Source organism: Sphingomonas caseinilytica (assembly GCF_023516455.1).
In the GTDB taxonomy this organism is placed as follows: Bacteria; Pseudomonadota; Alphaproteobacteria; order Sphingomonadales; family Sphingomonadaceae; genus Sphingomicrobium; species Sphingomicrobium caseinilyticum.
On the sequence record NZ_JAMGBA010000001.1, the window covers coordinates 1,218,322 to 1,236,800 of the forward strand.

19 protein-coding genes are annotated in these 18,479 nt (G+C 62.6%); 10 read left to right on the forward strand and 9 right to left on the reverse strand.

What is annotated here, in order from left to right; all coding sequences use genetic code 11:
* Positions 1 to 41 precede the first annotated feature (41 nt).
* The 6 genes from LZ496_RS06075 (at position 42) to LZ496_RS06100 (ending at position 6,805) form a co-directional block, all read left to right on the forward strand.
* Entirely contained in the window at positions 42 to 2,363 is a 2,322-nt protein-coding gene (locus tag LZ496_RS06075; RefSeq protein ID WP_249903690.1) for a transketolase, read from the forward strand.
* Between the two features lie 24 nt (positions 2,364 to 2,387).
* A complete protein-coding gene (locus tag LZ496_RS06080; protein ID WP_249903691.1) occupies positions 2,388 to 2,645 on the forward strand; it encodes a hypothetical protein in 258 nt (85 codons plus the stop codon).
* Between the two features lie 31 nt (positions 2,646 to 2,676).
* The gene (locus tag LZ496_RS06085) at positions 2,677 to 3,129 is read left to right on the forward strand and encodes a MaoC family dehydratase (RefSeq protein ID WP_249903692.1); all 453 of its coding nucleotides are present in this window, start codon (positions 2,677 to 2,679) and stop codon (positions 3,127 to 3,129) included.
* Positions 3,090 to 3,977: an HpcH/HpaI aldolase/citrate lyase family protein gene (locus tag LZ496_RS06090; RefSeq protein WP_249903693.1), complete on the forward strand. Its 888-nt coding sequence runs from the start codon at positions 3,090 to 3,092 to the stop codon at positions 3,975 to 3,977. The genes LZ496_RS06085 and LZ496_RS06090 overlap by 40 nt, the downstream gene beginning before the upstream one ends.
* A 10-nt stretch (positions 3,978 to 3,987) precedes the next feature.
* Positions 3,988 to 5,097, forward strand: coding sequence for an NAD(P)-dependent alcohol dehydrogenase (locus LZ496_RS06095; protein ID WP_283937887.1), 1,110 nt, complete (start codon positions 3,988 to 3,990; stop codon positions 5,095 to 5,097).
* Between the two features lie 94 nt (positions 5,098 to 5,191).
* A complete protein-coding gene (locus LZ496_RS06100; RefSeq protein ID WP_249903694.1) occupies positions 5,192 to 6,805 on the forward strand; it encodes an MFS transporter in 1,614 nt (537 codons plus the stop codon).
* A 12-nt stretch (positions 6,806 to 6,817) separates the two neighbouring features.
* Here LZ496_RS06100 and LZ496_RS06105 read toward each other — a convergent pair whose 3' ends face one another.
* Together LZ496_RS06105 and pal are read right to left on the reverse strand one after the other, a co-directional pair.
* Positions 6,818 to 7,144: a hypothetical protein gene (locus LZ496_RS06105; RefSeq protein ID WP_249903695.1), complete on the reverse strand. Its 327-nt coding sequence runs from the start codon at positions 7,142 to 7,144 to the stop codon at positions 6,818 to 6,820.
* The gene (pal, locus tag LZ496_RS06110; protein ID WP_249903696.1) at positions 7,141 to 7,644 is read right to left on the reverse strand and encodes a peptidoglycan-associated lipoprotein Pal; all 504 of its coding nucleotides are present in this window, start codon (positions 7,642 to 7,644) and stop codon (positions 7,141 to 7,143) included. The genes LZ496_RS06105 and pal overlap by 4 nt, the downstream gene beginning before the upstream one ends.
* Positions 7,645 to 7,865: 221 nt before the next feature.
* Between pal and LZ496_RS06115 the strand changes: the two genes are divergently transcribed.
* The 4 genes from LZ496_RS06115 to LZ496_RS06130 all read left to right on the forward strand — a co-directional run bounded on the left by LZ496_RS06115 (position 7,866) and on the right by LZ496_RS06130 (position 11,113).
* Positions 7,866 to 8,327 (forward strand): OmpA family protein, encoded by a 462-nt coding sequence (locus LZ496_RS06115; RefSeq protein ID WP_249903697.1) that lies wholly within the window; start codon positions 7,866 to 7,868, stop codon positions 8,325 to 8,327.
* 299 nt (positions 8,328 to 8,626) lie between these two features.
* Positions 8,627 to 10,075, forward strand: coding sequence for an ATP-binding protein (locus LZ496_RS06120; protein ID WP_249903698.1), 1,449 nt, complete (start codon positions 8,627 to 8,629; stop codon positions 10,073 to 10,075).
* On the forward strand, positions 10,068 to 10,793 hold the full coding sequence (locus LZ496_RS06125; RefSeq protein ID WP_249903699.1) for a response regulator transcription factor: 726 nt from the start codon (positions 10,068 to 10,070) through the stop codon (positions 10,791 to 10,793). The genes LZ496_RS06120 and LZ496_RS06125 overlap by 8 nt, the downstream gene beginning before the upstream one ends.
* A gap of 38 nt (positions 10,794 to 10,831) precedes the next feature.
* Complete coding sequence (locus tag LZ496_RS06130) at positions 10,832 to 11,113, forward strand: hypothetical protein (protein ID WP_249903700.1); 282 nt, start codon at positions 10,832 to 10,834, stop codon at positions 11,111 to 11,113.
* A 41-nt stretch (positions 11,114 to 11,154) separates the two neighbouring features.
* Here the strand turns inward: LZ496_RS06130 and LZ496_RS06135 are convergent, their stop codons facing one another.
* From LZ496_RS06135 to zwf, 7 genes are all read right to left on the reverse strand, one after another.
* Complete coding sequence (locus LZ496_RS06135; protein ID WP_249903701.1) at positions 11,155 to 11,766, reverse strand: hypothetical protein; 612 nt, start codon at positions 11,764 to 11,766, stop codon at positions 11,155 to 11,157.
* A gap of 35 nt (positions 11,767 to 11,801) precedes the next feature.
* Positions 11,802 to 12,503: a 6-phosphogluconolactonase gene (pgl, locus tag LZ496_RS06140; RefSeq protein ID WP_249903702.1), complete on the reverse strand. Its 702-nt coding sequence runs from the start codon at positions 12,501 to 12,503 to the stop codon at positions 11,802 to 11,804.
* 63 nt (positions 12,504 to 12,566) lie between these two features.
* Entirely contained in the window at positions 12,567 to 13,322 is a 756-nt protein-coding gene (locus LZ496_RS06145; RefSeq protein ID WP_249903703.1) for a TonB family protein, read from the reverse strand.
* 48 nt (positions 13,323 to 13,370) lie between these two features.
* On the reverse strand, positions 13,371 to 13,985 hold the full coding sequence (gene eda, locus LZ496_RS06150) for a bifunctional 4-hydroxy-2-oxoglutarate aldolase/2-dehydro-3-deoxy-phosphogluconate aldolase (protein WP_249903704.1): 615 nt from the start codon (positions 13,983 to 13,985) through the stop codon (positions 13,371 to 13,373).
* Positions 13,982 to 14,953 carry a glucokinase gene (gene glk, locus LZ496_RS06155; protein ID WP_249903705.1) on the reverse strand — a complete coding sequence of 324 codons (972 nt, stop codon included), beginning with the start codon at positions 14,951 to 14,953 and terminating at the stop codon, positions 13,982 to 13,984. Before glk ends, eda begins: the two co-directional genes overlap by 4 nt.
* Positions 14,950 to 16,764, reverse strand: coding sequence for a phosphogluconate dehydratase (gene edd / locus LZ496_RS06160; protein WP_249903706.1), 1,815 nt, complete (start codon positions 16,762 to 16,764; stop codon positions 14,950 to 14,952). Before edd ends, glk begins: the two co-directional genes overlap by 4 nt.
* 8 nt (positions 16,765 to 16,772) lie before the next feature.
* Positions 16,773 to 18,230: a glucose-6-phosphate dehydrogenase gene (zwf, locus tag LZ496_RS06165; protein ID WP_249903707.1), complete on the reverse strand. Its 1,458-nt coding sequence runs from the start codon at positions 18,228 to 18,230 to the stop codon at positions 16,773 to 16,775.
* Positions 18,231 to 18,479 lie beyond the last annotated feature (249 nt).

The window sequence follows — 18,479 nt, forward strand, 5'->3', positions numbered from 1 at the left end:
GGCGGGATGACGCGTGAAGGCGAAGCGGCTATCGCGCGGCCATGCTGAAAAAGACTCCGGCCGATATCGACGCCCTTAAGATCCTCGACGATCGGCTTCGCTTCCTGTCCGCGTGGACGATCCACCATGCCAATCATGTGCGGGAAAGCGCGGACGGGCTGAAAGTCGGCGGCCACCAGGCGAGTTGCGCGTCGATGACCGCGATCATGGCCGCGCTCTATTTCCACGCACTCGGTCCCAACGACCGGGTCGCGGTCAAACCGCATGCCGGCCCGGTACTCCACGCGATCCATTACCTGCTCGGCTCGCAGAGTCTTGAGCAGCTCCAGAACTTTCGCGGCTTCGGGGGAATGCAAAGCTACCCCAGCCGTACAAAGGATAAGATCCCCGTCGACTTCTCGACCGGCTCGGTTGGTCTTGGCGTCGCGATCACCGCCTTCGCTTCGCTGGTCCAGGATTACCTCACCGCCCACGGCATGATGGCCGAGCAAGATCGCGGCCGCTTCGTCGCGTTGATCGGCGATGCCGAACTCGATGAAGGCAATATCTATGAATGCCTGATCGAGGCGCACAAGCATGACATCCGCAATTGCTGGTGGATCATCGATTATAATCGGCAGAGTCTCGACGCGACGTCAGCTGACCGAATGTTCGAACGGTTTGACGAGATCTTCCGCAGCTGCGGCTGGCGCACCGTCGAGCTTCGCTACGGCAAGAAGCTTTCCGCCGAACTGGCCAAGAATCCGGCGCTTGCCGATTGGCTCGATACCTTGCCCAACGCCGACCACAGCGCCCTCCTCTATCAGGGCGGCGCGGCATGGCGTGCACGGCTCGATGCCGATCTTGGCAAGAAAGCTGCGGCATTCCTCAAGGCCCATGACGACGAGGCGCTCGCTGCGCTGATGAGCGACCTCGGCGGCCATTGCATGGAGACGTTGGTCGAAGCGTTCGACGCGTCGCAGGACGATGTCCCCACCCTCTTCATCGCCTGGACCGTCAAGGGCTTTGGCCTGCCCTTCGCGGGCCACAAGGACAATCACGCCGGCCTGATGAACCCTACCCAGGCACATGCGATGCGCGATGCCATGGGGGTAGCGGAAGGGTCCGAGTGGGAGCCGCTGGCCGGTGTGGGAGCCAATGAAAAACCGGGCGTCGAGGCGCTGGTCGAGCGCTCGCGCATCGCTCGCGAGAAGCGCGCACGCTCGTTCGGCACGCTGTCGGTTCCGGCCTTGCCCGCCCCGCAAGGCGAGGAACAGTCGACCCAGGCCGCGTTCGGCCGGATCCTGCTGGACCTCGCCAAATCCGGCCATCCGCTGGCCGACCGCATCGTCACCACCTCGCCCGACGTAACCGTTTCGACCAACCTCGGCGCCTTCGTGAACCAGCGCGGCCTCTTCAAACGGCGCGAAATGAAGGATGTGTTCGCTGCGGCAAAGATTGCCTCGGCACAAAAATGGTCGGGATCCAACAATGGGCAGCATATCGAGCTGGGCATCGCCGAATCCAACCTGTTCCTGATGCTGGCGGCGCTTGGGCTGTCGGGCGATCTGTTCGGAGAGCGGCTGGTCCCGATCGGCACGCTTTACGATCCGTTCATTGCCCGCGGCCTCGATAGCCTCAACTATGCCTGTTACCAGGACGCGCGCTTCCTGCTGGTCGCGACCCCGTCAGGCCTGACACTTGGACCGGAAGGCGGCGCCCACCAGTCGATCAACCCGCCGCTCATCGCGCTCGGCCAGCCCGGCCTCCGTCACTACGAACCCGCTTATGCGGACGAGCTTGCGGCGTTGATGGAAGAAGCCTTCCGCCTGATCGATGATCCCAATGGCGAGTCCACTTATCTCCGCCTGTCGACGCGCGCGCTGAATCAACCGGAACGCCCCGACGACAGCTGGCGCGATGGCGCATTGAAGGGCGGCTACTGGCTGAAGGAGCCGGCATCCGGCGCCGAAGCCGCGATCGTCGCCATGGGCGCGCTGATGCCTGAAGCGCTTGCAGCGTGGGAGGAACTTAGCGCCGACATCCCCGGCCTCGGCCTGCTCAGCGTCACCTCGCCCGACCTGCTTCATCGCGGCTGGACCGCGGCGCAAGCCGCCCGCTGGGGCGGTAACCGTGAGCCGAGCCATGTCGAGCAATTGCTGTCGCGCCTCGCGCCCGGCGCCGGGCTCGTCACCTTGTGCGATGCCGCGCCCGCATCATTGAGCTGGCTGGGCGGAGTCCTTGGCCAACGGGTCGCTCCGCTCGGCGTCGAGCGGTTCGGCCAGACCGGCAATCTGCCCGATCTCTACGCTGCCTATCGGCTCGACGGCGACGCCATCACCGAAGGCATCGCCGAACTGCTCCTGCCGCAAACATCTTCTTAAGGATAAGTCTTTAGCCCCAACCGGATGGAACGCGCCCTCACCCCGCTCGACCAGTTGCTTGCTGCGGAACTCGACCATGCCCGCGACCTGCTGGTGATGATGGGTGACGAGCTGGCGATGAACAAGGAACTGGTCGCGGAACATGGCATGGCGCTTCAGGCGATCGACATCGTCGGCCAGATGCTGGGCCACATTGCCAATGTCGTTCGCGCGGAAAACCAGAGCGACGCAATCGAACGCATCGGAATGTGCGATCTGAAGGCCAAGCTTTCCGCCGCTTGAGGCGCGCCGCCGGCTCGCCTAAGGCAGGCGAATGGCAGGACGCTTTTTCGACGAGTGGCAAGTTGGCGACGTTGTCGCCCATTCCGTCACCCGGACCGTTACCGAGACCGACAATGTTCTGGTCTCCGCGCTCACCCACAATCCGCAGCCGATGCACCTCGACCATGAAGTCGCGGCGGGCAGCGAATTCGGAAAGCCGCTGGTCAATAGCATCTACACCTTCGGCCTGATGGTCGGCGTTTCCGTAAGCGATACGACGCTTGGAACGCTGATCGCCAACCTTGGCTACGACAAGCTCATCTTCCCCTCGCCGGTATTCGTCGGCGACACGCTGCGTAGCGAAAGCGAATGCCTTGAGACCCGCGAGAGCAAGTCGCGGCCCAATGCAGGCATCGTCACCTGGGAACATCGCAGCTACAATCAGCGGGGCGAGCTGGTGTGCAAATGCACCCGTTCAGCCTTGCTTCTGAAGAAGCCGGCATGAGCCTTGGCGCGCCTCCACCGCGCAGCTGGCTGTTCGTCCCGGCGGACAGCAACAAGAAGATGATGAAGGCGCTCGAGAGCGGAGCGGACGCGGTCATCTTTGACCTTGAGGACAGTGTGGCGCCTGCGCAAAAGCCGATCGCGCGGGAACTTCTGACTCTCCTCCCTGAGCGGCGCGACGGCGGTCCCGAACGCTGGGTCAGGATCAATCCGCTGGGAACTGACGATCATCGAGAGGATCTCGACCTGCTTGAGGATCTCGACATCGACGGCGTCGTCCTGCCGAAGGCCGAATGCGGCGATGACGTCGCCGATCTCGCTGCCGAGCTTGCCCCGCACAGCCTGCCGATCCACGCAATCGTGACCGAAACCGCGGCGTCGCTGTTCGGATTGCGCAGCTACAATGATTGCTGCTCCAGCCTGGCGGCGATGAGCTGGGGAGCTGAGGACTTGTCGGCGGCACTCGGCGCATCGTCCAAATATACAGCGGGCGGGGAGCTGGCCTTCACCTACCAGATGGCGAGATCGCTCTGCCTGGCCGGCGCGGTTGCCGCAGAGGTCCAGCCGATCGACGGGGTCTATGCCGATTTCCGCGACGAAGCCGGGCTGATCGCCGAAGCGCGCGCGGCGGCCTCCGAAGGTTTCACCGGAAAGCTTGCCATCCACCCGGCCCAGGTCGGCCCGATCAACGAGGCATTTACCCCATCCGACGCCGAACTCGACCACGCTCGCGAGATTGTCGCCGCATTCGAGGCACAGCCGGACGCCGGGGTACTTTCGGTCGGTGGAAAAATGGTCGACCGGCCCCATCTTATGCAAGCAAGGCGCGTGTTGGCCCGGTCCCGATAGGAGGCTCAAAATGGCGACGACTGTGCAACCCGGTCCGGCGGAAACTTCCGATTCAACTGGTGGGCCGACGAAGGCTTATGCCTGGGGTGTCGAGGAGTATGACACGCCCTTGAAGGCGATGACGATCGAGCGCCGCGCTCCAAGGAACGACGACGTCGCGATCCGCATCACCCATTGCGGCATCTGCCATAGCGACCTCCACATGGCCCACAACGACTGGGGCATGAGCATCTACCCGATGGTCCCCGGCCATGAGATTGTCGGCATCGTCACGGCCGTCGGCCCGGACGTCACCAAATATAAGGTTGGCGACAAGGTCGCGGTCGGCTGCCTGGTCGACAGCTGCCAGAAGTGCCATCAGTGCACGTCGGGCCATGAACAATTCTGCGTCGAAGGCGCGACGCTGACCTACAGCAGCCTCGACCGGCGCGACGGCACGATTACCTTTGGCGGTTATTCAGACCATATCGTCACCCGCCAGGAATTCGTCCTGAAGCTGCCCGACAGCCTCGATATCAGCCGCGCCGCACCGCTGCTGTGCGCTGGAATCACCACTTATTCCCCACTTAAGAAATATGGCGTCGGCCCCGGCCAGAAGGTCGGCGTCGCCGGCCTCGGAGGCCTCGGCCATATGGGCGTCAAGATCGCCCATGCCCTCGGCGCCCATGTCACGATGATCACCACTTCTCCGGGGAAGGGCGACGATGCCCGCGCATTGGGCGCCGACGAAGTGCTGATTTCAAAGGACGCCGACGCCATGAACGCGGCGGCGGGTACGTTCGATTTCATCCTCGACACGATTCCGGTCGGGCATGACGTCAATCCGTACCTCAACCTGCTAGCCCCCAACGGCAACATGGTCCTGGTCGGCGCGATCGAGCCACTCCCGTCGGTCCACGGCGGCCTGCTGGCGATGCGGAACCGGACGCTGGCCGGTTCGCTGATCGGCGGCCTTCCGGAAACGCAGGAGATGCTCGACTTCTGCGGTGAACATGGCATCCATCCGGAGATCGAGACGATCAAGCTGGATGAGGTCAACGAGGCCTATGACCGGTTGGTCAGGGGCGATGTCCGCTACCGCTTCGTGATCGATATCGAGGCCAGCCGCCCCGCAACCTAGTTGCGCGATCCGCCGCGACCGTTAGGGTCCTCGCCGAAAAGAATATAATTTCGGTGGGGATCCTTAAATGTCGCATCCGGCCAAACCATGGTCGATGGCCCGCGTTGTCACCGCTTCGTCAGCGGGGACCGCGTTCGAATGGTATGACTTTTTCATCTTCGGCTCGCTGGCACCGGTCATCGCCAAGGTGTTCCTTGCAGGCCTTGATCCGACCTCCGCACTAGTTGCAGCACTGGCGCTTTTTGCGGTTGGCTTCGCGTTCCGGCCACTCGGCGCGATCGTATTCGGCGCGATGGGCGACCGGGTTGGGCGCAAGGCAACCTTCCTCGCTACCGTCAGCCTGATGGGCGGAGCGACCTTCGCCATCGGCCTTCTACCGACCTATGAACAGGCAGGGATCCTCGCTCCAATCCTGCTTGTTTTCCTGCGCATCTGTCAGGGCACCGCCCTTGGCGGCGAATATGGCGGAGCGGCCATCTACGTTGCGGAACATGCGGCCGACGACAAGCGCGGTGCAGCGACCGGCTGGATCCAGTCGTCCGCTTCCTTCGGGTTGCTTGCCGCCCTGTTGATCATCTTTGCTACGCGCAGCGCGCTGGGTGAGGATGCGTTCAACGCCTGGGGATGGCGCATTCCGTTCCTGGTGTCAGTCATCCTGCTCGCCATCTCGGTCTGGATGCGGGTCAAGCTCAGCGAGAGTCCGCAGTTCGCCAAGCTCCAGGAAGAAGGTACGGTCAGCAAGGCGCCGCTTCGCGAAGCCTTCGCCACCCGCGACAGCCTGCGACGTGTCGCGATCGCCTTCTTCGGTATCATGTGTGCCCAAGGCGCCGTCTGGTACTTCGCCTTCTTCTACATGCAGGTGTTTCTGGAGAAATCGCTCGGCGTCCCGGGGACGACCAAAGACTTGCTGCTGATCATCATGACGGTGGTCAGCGCGCCGCTTTACGTATTTTTCGGCTGGCTAAGCGACCGGGTCGGCCGGAAGCCGGTGATGCTCGCCGGAATGCTGTTGGCATTGGTCCTCTATTTCCCAGGATCACACTTGATCGCCCAAGCCGCCAATCCGGATCGCGTGGCAGCCCACAAGGCAATGCCGGTCATTGTCGAAACCGACCAGGCGACATGCTCGGCACAATTCGATCCGACCGGCACCGCCAAGTTCGTCACTGCCTGCGACATTGCCAAGAGCGCGTTGGTCACGCGCGGCGTTTCCTACGACACGCGCGACTCTGCCGACGGACAGACGCGGGTGATCGCGGGGCCGAATGTGGCGACAATTGCCAGCGGCGAAGGGCTGCCGGGGCCAGAGCTCAAGGCACTCAAGGCCAAATCGGCCGAGGCGATCAACGCAGAGCTGGCTGCGGCTGGCTATCCGACGTCGGCCGATCTGGCCAAGATGAACATGCCGCTGCTGCTTGCTGTGCTGCTGCTGTTCGTCGTCGCCGCCACGGCTCTTTACGGTCCGCAGGCGGCGGCGCTGGTGGAGATGTTCCCGACCCGCATCCGCTATACGGCCATGTCGCTGCCCTACCATGTCGGTACCGGCTGGGTCGGCGGCTTCCTGCCGGTCACGAGCTTCGCCATCGTTGCGCTGACCGGCGATATTTATGCGGGGCTTTGGTATGCGGTGGCATTCACAGCGCTATCGGCGATCGTGACGATCTTCTTCTTGAAGGAAACGCACGGCAAGCCGCTGGATCAGTGCTGAGCTTGACGACCGCTAAAGGCCAGCATCCCAAAGTGCCCAAACGATCAGGCCGAGCACGCCCAACACCAACCCGATGGCGATGACATAGGCGCGTAAGGGGAGCGACAGCTCCTTTTGGTGATCCATCTGGAACTGCTGCAACTGTTCGTGAATGGCGGTCATGTTCAGCAAGCGATTCCGGTCCGTGATCGGGCCATCGCGAAGATAGGCAACCACGACCTCATTCTCGTCGCGCCTGGTGTCCGGATACCGGCCCACAATGTCGACGATTTCCGCGAGGCCGTCAGGATCAACTGCCGGCGTTGCGAACTTTTCAGCCGTTGCTGAGCGCTTCGTCATTTCACAATCACCGTCACGGCCCGGCGGTTCTGCGACCAGGAGCTTTCATTGGAGCCTAGCCCGATCGGCCGCTCCTTGCCCCAGCTGATGATCAGCAAGCGGCTGGCTGGCACGCCGCTGGCGACCAGATAGTCGAGGGCAGCTTGCGCGCGCCGCTGGCCAAGCGCGAGGTTATATTCCCGCGTTCCCCGTTCATCTGCATGACCTTCGATCGATGCGCGCACATTGGGGTGAGCCATCAGCCATTGCGCGTGAGTGGCAAGCGTTTGCCGGTCGGTCTCGTCCAGGCCGGACTGATCCGTGTCGAAGTAAACGGAATCACTGCCGGCACGTGCAACGAGGTCTGCCTGCAACGCCGGGAGCTCGACCAGATCGACATCGCTTTCCTCATCGACCGCTCCGTCCGGTGACAGGATTGCCGTCGAGACGTCCGCTGGCGGCGTTTTCTGCCCGCAAGCCGCAAGGGCTAGCAAGGCAATAAAACCGGCTGCAACACGCATTCAATCTCTCCTGTCCAATAGGCTGGCAGGAGCGACTAGGATCATTTGGACCGCCGCCGTTACTACGAAAATTATATGTTGGGGCCAGCACCCCAACCAAGCATGAGCCAGTGTAAAAATCCCATAATATCCGCAATTTCCTGTCCGCGATAAGCTCGGATGGGTGCGAGCAAATGCTGCCTCGATCCGGTGACTTGATGGGCCTTATGAGAAATATCTGGATGATCTCACTTGCAGTGGCTGCCGCGACCATCGCCTGCTCCTCGACGTCGGGAGAAGCCAATGATGCGACCGACCAGGATCAGCGGCTACAGCTGAAGGACCGGGAGTATCTGGAGGCGCTCCGGGAGGAGTTTCTCGAGATTTCGGGCAAGGATTATGTCGAGTTTGAGAAGGGCAGCTCGGAGCTTAGCCCTACTTCGCAATTCAGGCTGGAGCGCCAGGCGATTTGGTTACGCTCCTACTCAACCATCGCAGTTCGACTGGAAGCCAGCGGCGACGGTATCGAACGCGTTGAGGACCGCCGGCTTGCAATGGCCCGGGCCCTTGCGGTTCGCGAACATCTGATCGAGGCCGGCGTTCCGGGCCACCGGGTTGTGGCGATCGATGTTGCGGAGCCGGGAAGCCGGCGACAGCAAGTCTTAACCAGAATCGATGCATTCCAGGTCGCAGGCTCTGAATAAGTCGCCGCATGAAAGCCAACCATGCGTCGCTGGCCGCTAGGGGCCTCAAGCCTCTGGCGGCCATTCACCCCCGATGCGCTTGCATGGTCGGGACCGCCCAGTCCTTTGGGGGTGGACCGGACGGCCCCTTCATCGCCTCCCCCCGACGCGACGCGAAACGGTTGGGGGCAAGGTCCTTCACCGACAGTCGCGGCGTGACGAAACGACGCGCTACGGACCATAAGCAATGTGTATAGGCACTGTTATTATGCCATTTTTATCCATCCGCCCGGCGACGCCATGATCAGGAAGCTTCGGGCATGAACTCGCCTCTGAAACCCAGCCGCGCCGTAGCCGCCGTCCTTTTGGGCACGGCACTGATATCGCTGGCATGTCTAACCGCCTACCTGACCCACCCCTGGATCGGGAATATCGCCGCGACCCTGATGCTGGTGATTGGCGTGCTGATCGTCGGCGCTGGTCAGGGCATGCTTGCCGGGCTCATCGCCGCCGCGGTCGCTTTCTTCTTCTTCAACTTTTTCATGGCGGAGCCGGTCCTGTCGCTTACCTTGTCGAGCAGCGACGACATTGCCCCGCTGGTGGCCTTCAACGTGACCGCGCTGATCGCCGGCGCTCTGTCAGGCAAGCTGCGTGACAGAGCCGCGGCGGCCGAACGTGCTACCGGCTGGGCCAATCTGCTACTTGAGGCAGGCAACGAGGTGCAGGCCGCGATCGATCGTCAGCAAATCGAAGATCGGCTCCGCGACAAGGCATTGACGCGGCTTGGCCTCTCCCTCGATTTCTTCTTGCCCACGCCCAGCGGCAGGATGCCCGACGAAGCGCCCGATGCGGTCCACGACGCCTGGAAGGCGATGGCCGACTGTTCGTCAGGGGCCAGCATGGCGCTCGTCATGCACGGGATTTCCGGGCCGATTGGCGTCCTTGTGACCGAGGGTCCCTGGGCATCCTACAAGGAATTCCTCGGCTCCTACGCCAATCTTGCGGCGATTGCGCTTGAGCGCGCCGTCTTCTCCGAACGGATGCGAGAAGTGCGAGCACTGGAACGTTCCGAGGAATTGAAGTCAGCGCTACTCTCGTCGGTCAGCCATGACTTCCGGACGCCGCTATCAGCGATTAGCGCTTCGGCCAGCAGCCTTCGGGAATTCGAGCAGCAAATCTCGGCCGAGCAGCGTGACTTCTTCCTCGCTACCATCCTTGTCGAGTGCAATCGCCTCAACAATTACACGGCGAACCTGCTGGAGATCAGCAAGCTCGAAAGCGGCAGTACTCCGCCCGTGCAAATATTGGACGTCAATGATGTCGTGTTCGCCGTCGTCGGGCAGCCCTACATCCGCTCGGCCGACAGGGTCATCGAAATAAACGTGCCGGTCGGCGTCCTCGTCCGGGCAAATGCCATGCTGTTCGAGCTGGCCTTGTCCAACATCGTCACTAACTCGATCGATTTCAGCGGGCCGGGCAGCCGGATCATCATTTCCGCCGAACGCATTGATTCCCAGATCATTTTGGAGGTGAAAGATGAAGGCAGCGGCATCCCGGCCGAAGACCTCACCCGTGTATTCGACAAATTCCATCGGACGACATCGGCCGGCGGCAAATCGGGCGGCAGCGGGCTTGGGCTTGCCATTGCCCGCGGCTTCGTCGTCGCCACGGGAGGGTCGATCTGGGCGGATTCCCCCGGGATTGGAGAGAAAGGCGCCACCATCGGAATGAATATTCCCGCAGTTGATTTGGACCCGGTCGATGAGTGACCAGGACCCTGTTTCGCGATTGCTCCTTGTCGACGACGAACCGGCACTGATCGGCGTGTTAAAGCCGGCGATCGAGGCCGCGGGCTTTCGCGTCGCTATTGCACGTGACGGTGGGGAAGCACTGCATGTAACCGAGCAATTCGAACCGCACGTCATCCTTCTCGACCTTGGCCTCCCGGATACAGACGGCAAGGAAATCATCTCGCTCATCCGCCAACGTTCAGAAGTCCCGATCATCGTCGTTTCGGCACGCCATCAGGAGGGTGAGAAGGTCGCCGCGCTGGACAAGGGCGCCGACGATTATGTGAACAAGCCGTTCGAGATCGGTGAGCTGATGGCGCGAATAAGGGCAGCACTACGCCGGTCGAAGCTTGGCACATCAGTTCCGGCAGAAGTGATTGCCGGACCCCTGCGGATCGATCTGCCCGGAAAGCGGACTTTCCTGGAAGACGAGCTGGTCAAACTGTCGCCGAAGGAATGGATGCTGCTTCAGGAACTGGCGCTTTCCGGAGGGCAAGTCGTCACTCATCAGCGCCTTTTGGCAGCGGGCTGGGCAAGCCAGGCGAGCGACCAGCAATATCTGCGCGTCTATATCGGCTTCCTTCGCCAGAAGCTGGAAGCCGAGCCTAGCCGACCGGAATTGATCCTGACCGAACCCGGCATCGGCTATCGGCTCGCTGCTCCAGCAGGCGGCGAAGTGGAGATAAAATTCGCGTAGTAACGCCCGCCAGGCGGCTCCCGCTATTTCGTCGCGCGATGCTACGCCACATTTCGATTGGCAGGATACCTGTTGCGGCGGCGCGGCTGTTCGCGATCGTTGGCTTGCCTGCCTATATCGGGTTCAGGGACAGTTCGATCTGGCAGTTCCTGATCTATGCGGTCGTTGCGGGTCTTGCCCTGGCCATCGCCGAGCGGCTGACCATCACCCACTTCCGTGACGAGTCCTTGGACGTCCTTGCCCAGCAATCGATCCTGCAGAGTTTCATTGTCGTCGCCTTTGGGCTGCCAATTTACCTAATCGCCGTCTTCGCCACCTGACGGCGCGGCATTCCGCAGGCGCCAACGCCAGATGCTGAACATCAGGGAATAGGCAACAAAGTCGATCCGAAAGCACCGATCAGCAGCAGCGTGATCATGAAGATCAGCAGCGCCAGATTCCACCGTGGCGATTTGACGAACCAAAGTGCGACCAGGCCGGGGAAGTAGAGAAACACCGCCAGCAAGGACGACCAATGCTGCGCAAAGGGCAAGGTGGCAGGGTCGAGCCCGAGGGATAGTTGTCGCGCGAGATGCAGGAGCGTGGCGAAATTCACGACGAACATGCCGCCGATCACGATGCGGTTGGTGGTCAGATAATAATCGTCAAAGTCAGGCCAGTCGGCCGGATCGTCCGGGAAAACGAAGGTCGACAGGACATAATAGCCGCCGATGATCGCCAGGATCGTCAGCATGGTCCAGTAATTGAAGGCGAGCTGGCTTCTGATGCCGTAGGCGCTGACCCAGAAGTGGGTCTGGTCGCATAGAAGCAAGAGCCCCAGCATCGGTACGAGCCAGCCGATGCGCACCTTCTGCCTGGTCCGCGTCGCGCCCGAGCTGATCCGCCAGGCCCGTCCAAGTCCGGCCAACAGTTCGGCGATCGAAAGGCCGAGCAGCAACGCAAACAACTGGAAGATAAGGTCGTTACCGGTCATTGCGCCCCCCGGTTCGCCTTCAGATTATAGCGGCGTTACGGACACCAGTGAATGTCGATCGGCTGCTCCGCCTCGGCCAAAACCCTGCCAATCGGTAGCTTCGACGAATGGCCCGCCTCGATTGCCTGCTCCAGCAGCGCGCGCTTCTCGTCACCCTTGATGGTGATGAGGATCGTGCGCGCCGAAAGAATCGCCGACCGCGTCAATGTAACGCGCGGGACGGGAGCTTCCGCAGGCAGCGGCTCCGGCATGACCCCGACCGCGCGGCGTGCCTTGGGCGCATTCAATGCGTCGTCCATGTCCGGACCGTTGAAGATCGAGGCGGTATGACCGTCGCTGCCCATCCCTAGCCAGACGAGATCGGGCGGCCAGTGAAGGTCCTGAAGGCGGGCATCCGCCGAATTTCCGGCCAGCTTGTAGTCGGCAATGTCGGCCGTAATCGGAATGACCCTTGCACCGGCCGGAAGGAAGGCGCGAGCGATCGAGCGAACATTGGAAAGCTCATTATCCATCGGGACCAGCCGCTCGTCGCCGGGGACGATCGTCACCCGCTTCCACGGCAGCTTGGCTTCGGCCAGCCTTGCGAAGATGGGCAGCGGCGTGTTTCCGCCGGGCAGCGCAAGGAGCGCTTCGTTGCGCGCCTCGATGGCGCTTTCGATGATGAAACCGATATCGCCTGCGACCGCGTCGGCCATCTCATCGGCGCTGTCATATTCCCACCATTCGGCTTCGATCATGTCGGGCTCCCTTTTCGCCCGCGCGCCTTGCCGGAAACGCGAAGAAAAGGCCAGCGTCCTCAACTAGCGCCGGACCTCGCGCTGGATGTAGCCGTACCAGGCCGCAACGGGACGCCCGTTGGCATCGGTTGCGGGGCGGAACGTTGCCCGTTCCTCGACCAGCTTGCAGGTCCATTGGTCGATCGCGGGAATGCCGCTGGATCGATTGATCTTGCAGTCGGTCGCCCGCCCGTTGGGAAGCACGCGAACGGCAATGAACACCTCGCCGCCTCTTGGCCAATAGCGCGATACCTCGTTGGGATAGTCACGGTTGGTGATGCCGCGGACGACGGCGGGACGCGTCGCGATCCCGCCGGAACCGCCTCCACCGGTGCCGCTGCCCGATCCGCCGCTTCCGGTACCGGTGCCGACACCGCCTGCACCGGTGCCGGGACCGACGACATTGGATGCACCTTGCGTCCGGTCGCTGCCGACATTGGGCGTCTGTGTGACCGGCATGGGCGGTGGAATCGGAAGGGCGATCGGCGGCTTGGGCGCAACGACAGGCGTTGCCTGGCTGCGAATATTCTTGGGCGAAGCCGCGCCCTCCTCTTCCTTCGGCGCGTCCTGCAGGGGAGCGGGAACCGGCTCGATCTTGATCACTTCCTCGGGCGGCGGAGGCGGTTCCGTCACGTCGAAGATCTCGATCACTTCCTGCGGCAATTTGTCGCGGATCGGCGGGGACAAATTGACCAGCGCAAAGACCAAGGCGACGTGCAACAGCGCGACGAACGTCAGGGTCGCTGCCCGGTCACGACGGCTAAGATTCGACTCGTACATGCCGGTTAAACGTTACCGCATCGCCGCAGGTTTCGTTACGGCCTCGGATTAGGCGGGTTTGAGCCGTGCCGCCCGCCGCGCGCGTTCGCCGATTTCCGCCAGATTCGTGTCACCCGACTTCAGCAGCCAGCTTCCGCCGACGCAGGACACATTGTCCAACGCCAGCCATTGCGGGGCCGTTTCCTCCCGGATGCCCCCGGTCGGGCAGAATTTCACGCCGCCGAAAGGCCCGGCGATCGCCTTCAGGGCAGCGATTCCGCCCGATGCCTCGGCCGGAAAGAATTTGAACCGGCTGAGGCCAAGATCGAGCCCGCGCATGATGTCGCCCGCATTCGCAACCCCCGGCAGGAAGGGCACCCCGCTGGCCACGGCGGCCTTGCCAAGACTTTCTGTCAGCCCCGGGGAAATGATGAACTGTGAACCCGCCCCGATCGCCTCCCCAAGCATCCGGTCGTTAAGGACCGTCCCGGCACCGACGATGGCTCCGGCGACACCAGACATGGCTTTTATCGCATCGAGAGCAGAAGGAGTTCTAAGGGTCACTTCGATGACCGGCAGGCCCGCTTCGACCAAGGCTTCCGCCAGCGCCACCGGGTCCAGCAATCCGTCGAGAACCAGCACTGGAATGACTGGTGCGCTGGTCATGACCACATCGACGTTCATTGATGCTCCTTCGCATATGCCGCGGCGGCACCGTAGAGGCCGGGCTGCGGATGGTCGAGCAGCTTGACGGGGATCGTTTCCATTTGTTCCCGAAATCGGCCTTTCGCGACGAACCGCTCTGCGAAACCGCTTGCCGCCATCTGCTGCCTGAGCCGATAACCCAGCCCGCCCGCAATCACGACAGCCTTCGATCCATGAGCGAGCGCCAGGTCGCCGGCGACCGAACCGAAGGACAGGAAAAACCGTTCGAGAGCCGCAACGGCCAGCGGATCGGATCCGTCGAGAGCAGCCGTCCAGATCGCCTCATTCTCCAGCAGCGGGGCATCCTTTGCCTCAATCGCCGCCAACGCGGTGTAGAGATTTGAAAGCCCTGATCCGGACACGATCCGTTCCACCGACACGCGTTCAAATCGCTGCCGCAGAACAGCGAGCAGCCGATCTTCGAGCGGATCAAGCGGCGCGAAATCGATGTGCCCGCCTTCGGTTTCGATCACCTGATAGTCGCCGGCCGTCCGCATTAATTGGGCGACACCCAGGCCAGTTCCCGGCCCAATGACGGTAATCGGACCGGACTCAGGCAGCGGCATATTCGGCCCACAGCAATGCTGGAATTGATCCTGCCCTAGTTGTGCCACGGCATGGGCGATGGCGCCAAAGTCATTGACCATCGTGACGTCGCTGACCCTCAGCTGCTTGTGCAATCGGCCCGGCTCAATGACCCATTGGCTATTGGTCAGCTTGAGGGCTTTCGAGCCAATCGGGCCCGCGAAAGCTATCGCCAGCGCATCGGGAAGTGGCGAACCGGCGACTTTCCCGAACTCGGACCAGGCACTGGAAAGACCTTCAAAGTCCGACGTTCGAAATGTCGCCGCTTCTCCGAGGGACGCGACGCTGCCTCCCTCGACCTCGGCCAATGCGAAACGGGCATGCGTGCCGCCGATATCGGCGACCGCCATGGTTCGTTTCATCCAACCGCTTCCATGGCGCTCAGCATGGCCGAAGCACCGCGCTCGGCATTGTCCGCGGTTGCCCGCATGAAGGCGAACAGCTCTCGCCCTGTGCCGATTGGCGGTGGGGGCGGAGCGCAGGCGTCCCGGCTCGCCAAGTCCACGTCGACGGCTTCGAGCAACCCACGCTTGGCGCAAAGGCGAACGATATCGCCATCGCGAAGCCGCCCGATCGGCCCATCGTTGAGCGCTTCGGGGCAGCAATGGATCGCGGCGGGCACCTTGCCGCTGGCGCCCGACATGCGTCCGTCCGTCAGAAGCGCGACCTGGTAGCCCCGATCCTGAAGCACGCCGAGCACCGGTGTCAGCTTGTGCAGTTCCGGCATCCCGTTGGCGCGGGGTCCCTGGAAGCGGACGACGACGACCACGTCCTGGTTGAGCTCGTCGGCCGCGAATGCCGCCAGCACCTGCTCCTGGTCGGAGAAGACCCGAGCAGGTGCCTCGATGGTCCAGCGTTCTGGTGAAACCGCACTGGTCTTGAAGGTGGCTCGGCCGATATTGCCGGTCACCAGCCGCATCCCGCCGTCGGCAAGGAATGGCTCGTTCACCGGGCGAAGCATGGTCAGGTCGGTGGATTCGGCAGTTCGGTCCCAGACGATCTCCTCCCCATCGAGCCGTGGGTTTCCGCTATAGGCTTCGAGTTGGTCCGCACCCGCCGTCAGCGTGTCGGCATGAAGCAAGCCCGCCTCAAGCAGTGTTCGGGTGACGAACGCCATTCCGCCGGCATGGTGGAAGTCGTTCACATCGCCCGAGCCATTGGGATAAACGCGGGCGATCAGCGGCACGGCGGCCGACAGCTCATCGAAGTCCTGCCAGTCGATGACGATCCCTGCGGCACGGGCAATCGCCGGGATGTGGATGGCATGATTGGTTGAACCGCCGGTGGCGAGGAGACCGATCGCCGCGTTGACGATCGCTTTCTCATCAACGACCTGGGCGAGCGGCCGCGTCTTTTCCTTCGCCAGCTCCGCCAACCGATGGACCGCGGCGCGGGTCATTGCCTGGCGAAGCGGGGTACCAGGATTGATGAAGGCGGCGCCCGGGATGTGCAGGCCCATCAACTCCATCATCATCTGGTTGGAATTGGCCGTCCCGTAGAAGGTGCAGGTTCCGGCCGCATGGTAGCTGGCGGATTCGGAGGCCAGCAGCTCATCCTTCCCCACCTTCCCTTCGGCATAGAGCTGCCGGATCCGTTGCTTTTCCTTGTTGGCGAGGCCCGATGGCATCGGACCGCTGGGGATCAGCATCATCGGCAAATGGCCGAAGCGGAGTGCGCCGATCAACAGGCCAGGCACGATCTTGTCGCAGATGCCAAGCAGCGCCGCGCCGTCGAACATGCCGTGACTGAGGGCCACGGCGGTCGACATGGCGATCACGTCGCGGCTGAACAGCGACAGGTCCATGCCCGGCTGACCCTGGGTCACGCCGTCGCACATGGCGGGCGTTCCGCCAGCGACTTGTGCGGTGGCGCCCACTTCGCGGGCGAAGATCTTCATCTGCTCCGGGTAACGGCCATAAGGCTGATGCGCCGAGAGCATGTCGTTATAGGCGGTGACGATCGCGAGGTTCGGCCCGCGCATGGTGCGGATCGCCTGCTTGTCCTCGCCCGATGCCGCGAAACCATGGGCGAAATTGCCGCAGCTGAGCCGAGGCCGGCTGATCCCCCGCTCTGCCTCATCGCCCATCAGCTGCAGGTAGCGGCCACGCGAACCCTTCGACCGCTCGATGATCCGATCGGTGACGGCTGCGATCCGTGGGTCGAGCTTAGCCATTTGGGGCCTCAATCATGCCAATGCACCCCGTCCCGCTCCGTCAATGCGATGGCGGCCGACGGCCCCCAGCTACCCGCGCCATATGGCATTGGTGTGAGACCGGCTTCGTTCCAGGCCGCCCGAACCCCGTCGATCCAATGCCACTGCGCTTCAACCTCATCGCGGCGCACGAACAAGGTGGGGTCGCCGTCGATCAAATCCAGCAATAGCCGTTCATAGGCGATCCGCCGGCGATGGTCGGCGAAGGCATCGGCCAGCCCGACGTCGAGCGGCACTTCGCGCAGGCGGATGCCCTCGCGGTCGAGGCCGGGCGTCTTGGCCATCACCAGCAGGCGGATATTCTCCTCCGGCTGGATCGAGATGAGCAGCTTGTTGGCCTTGGTCCGGGCCCCGCGCGACGCGAAGATCGAGTGGGGCACGCATTTGAACTGGATGAATATCTCGGTCTTGCGAGCGGCCATCCGCTTGCCGGTGCGCAGATAGAAGGGAACGCCCGCCCAGCGCCAATTGTCGACATGAGCCTTCAGCGCCACGAAGGTTTCGGTCGCGCTATCCTTGCCCAGTTCCGCCTCATAGGATTGGACCGGCTGTCCGCCGACCGCACCGTCGCCATATTGGCCGGTGACCACATGGGTGCCGACGTCATCCGGCCGCATCGGGCGCAGCGAGCGCAATACCTTGACCTTCTCGTCGCGCACCGAGGTGGCATCGAATTCCGCCGGCGGCTCCATCGCCACCAGCGCCAGCAGCTGGAGCATGTGGTTCTGGACCATGTCGCGGAGCGCACCGGCGCCGTCATAATAGGCGCCGCGCTCCTCAAGCCCAATCGTCTCCGCCACCGTGATCTGGACATGATCGATATGGGCGGCATCCCACAGCGGCTCGAAGGTAGAATTGGCGAAGCGCAAGGCCAGCAGGTTCTGGACCGTTTCCTTGCCGAGATAATGATCGATCCGGAATGTCCGATCCTCCGGAAAGGCGTTCGAGACCGCGTCGTTGATCTCGCGGCTGGACCCAAGGTCGGTGCCAAGCGGCTTTTCAAGCGCGAGCCGGACCCGAAGACCGCACAGGCCAGCCGAAGCCAAGCCGTCGATCGTCTGCTTGAACAGCGAGGGTGCCGTGGAGAGGAAGATTGCGAGGCCAGCATCTGGATCGACTGTCTTTGCGAGCCGCTTGAAACCTTCCGGCTTGGTTGCGTCCATCGCCACATAGGACAGGCGCCGAGAGAAGATTAGCGCTGTCTTCGGATCGTAGAAGCTGCCGGGAACATGCTCCTTCAGCGCTTCGACCGCGCTCGCCCGATATTGGTCGTCGTCCAGTTCGCTCCGGGCGGTGCAGACGATCCGGAACTTGTCGGGAAGCAGATTGTCCGCGTGCAGTCCGTACAGCGACGGCAGCAGCATCCGGTGGGCCAGATCGCCCGTCGCGCCGAACAGCAGCAGGGTCGAAACCTTGTCGCGCGTCATGCCTTCTCCGTTCCTGTGCCCCGTTTCGGGCGACAGTCATCCCAAAACGCCGCGAAAAGGCAATTGGGCTCGTTGAGATCGGCCAGGCGACGCGGTGGTAAACGTCTGCGATGGAGCGCGCGAATGTTCACAATGTTCACGGTCGTGGAGCAGTTTTAGCGTCTTCCCCCGACCCTGAAATTGCCCGAACGATCCGTAGGCCAGGCCCGAAACTACCGACGATCTCAAAGAACGCCTCGGCCATTGCAT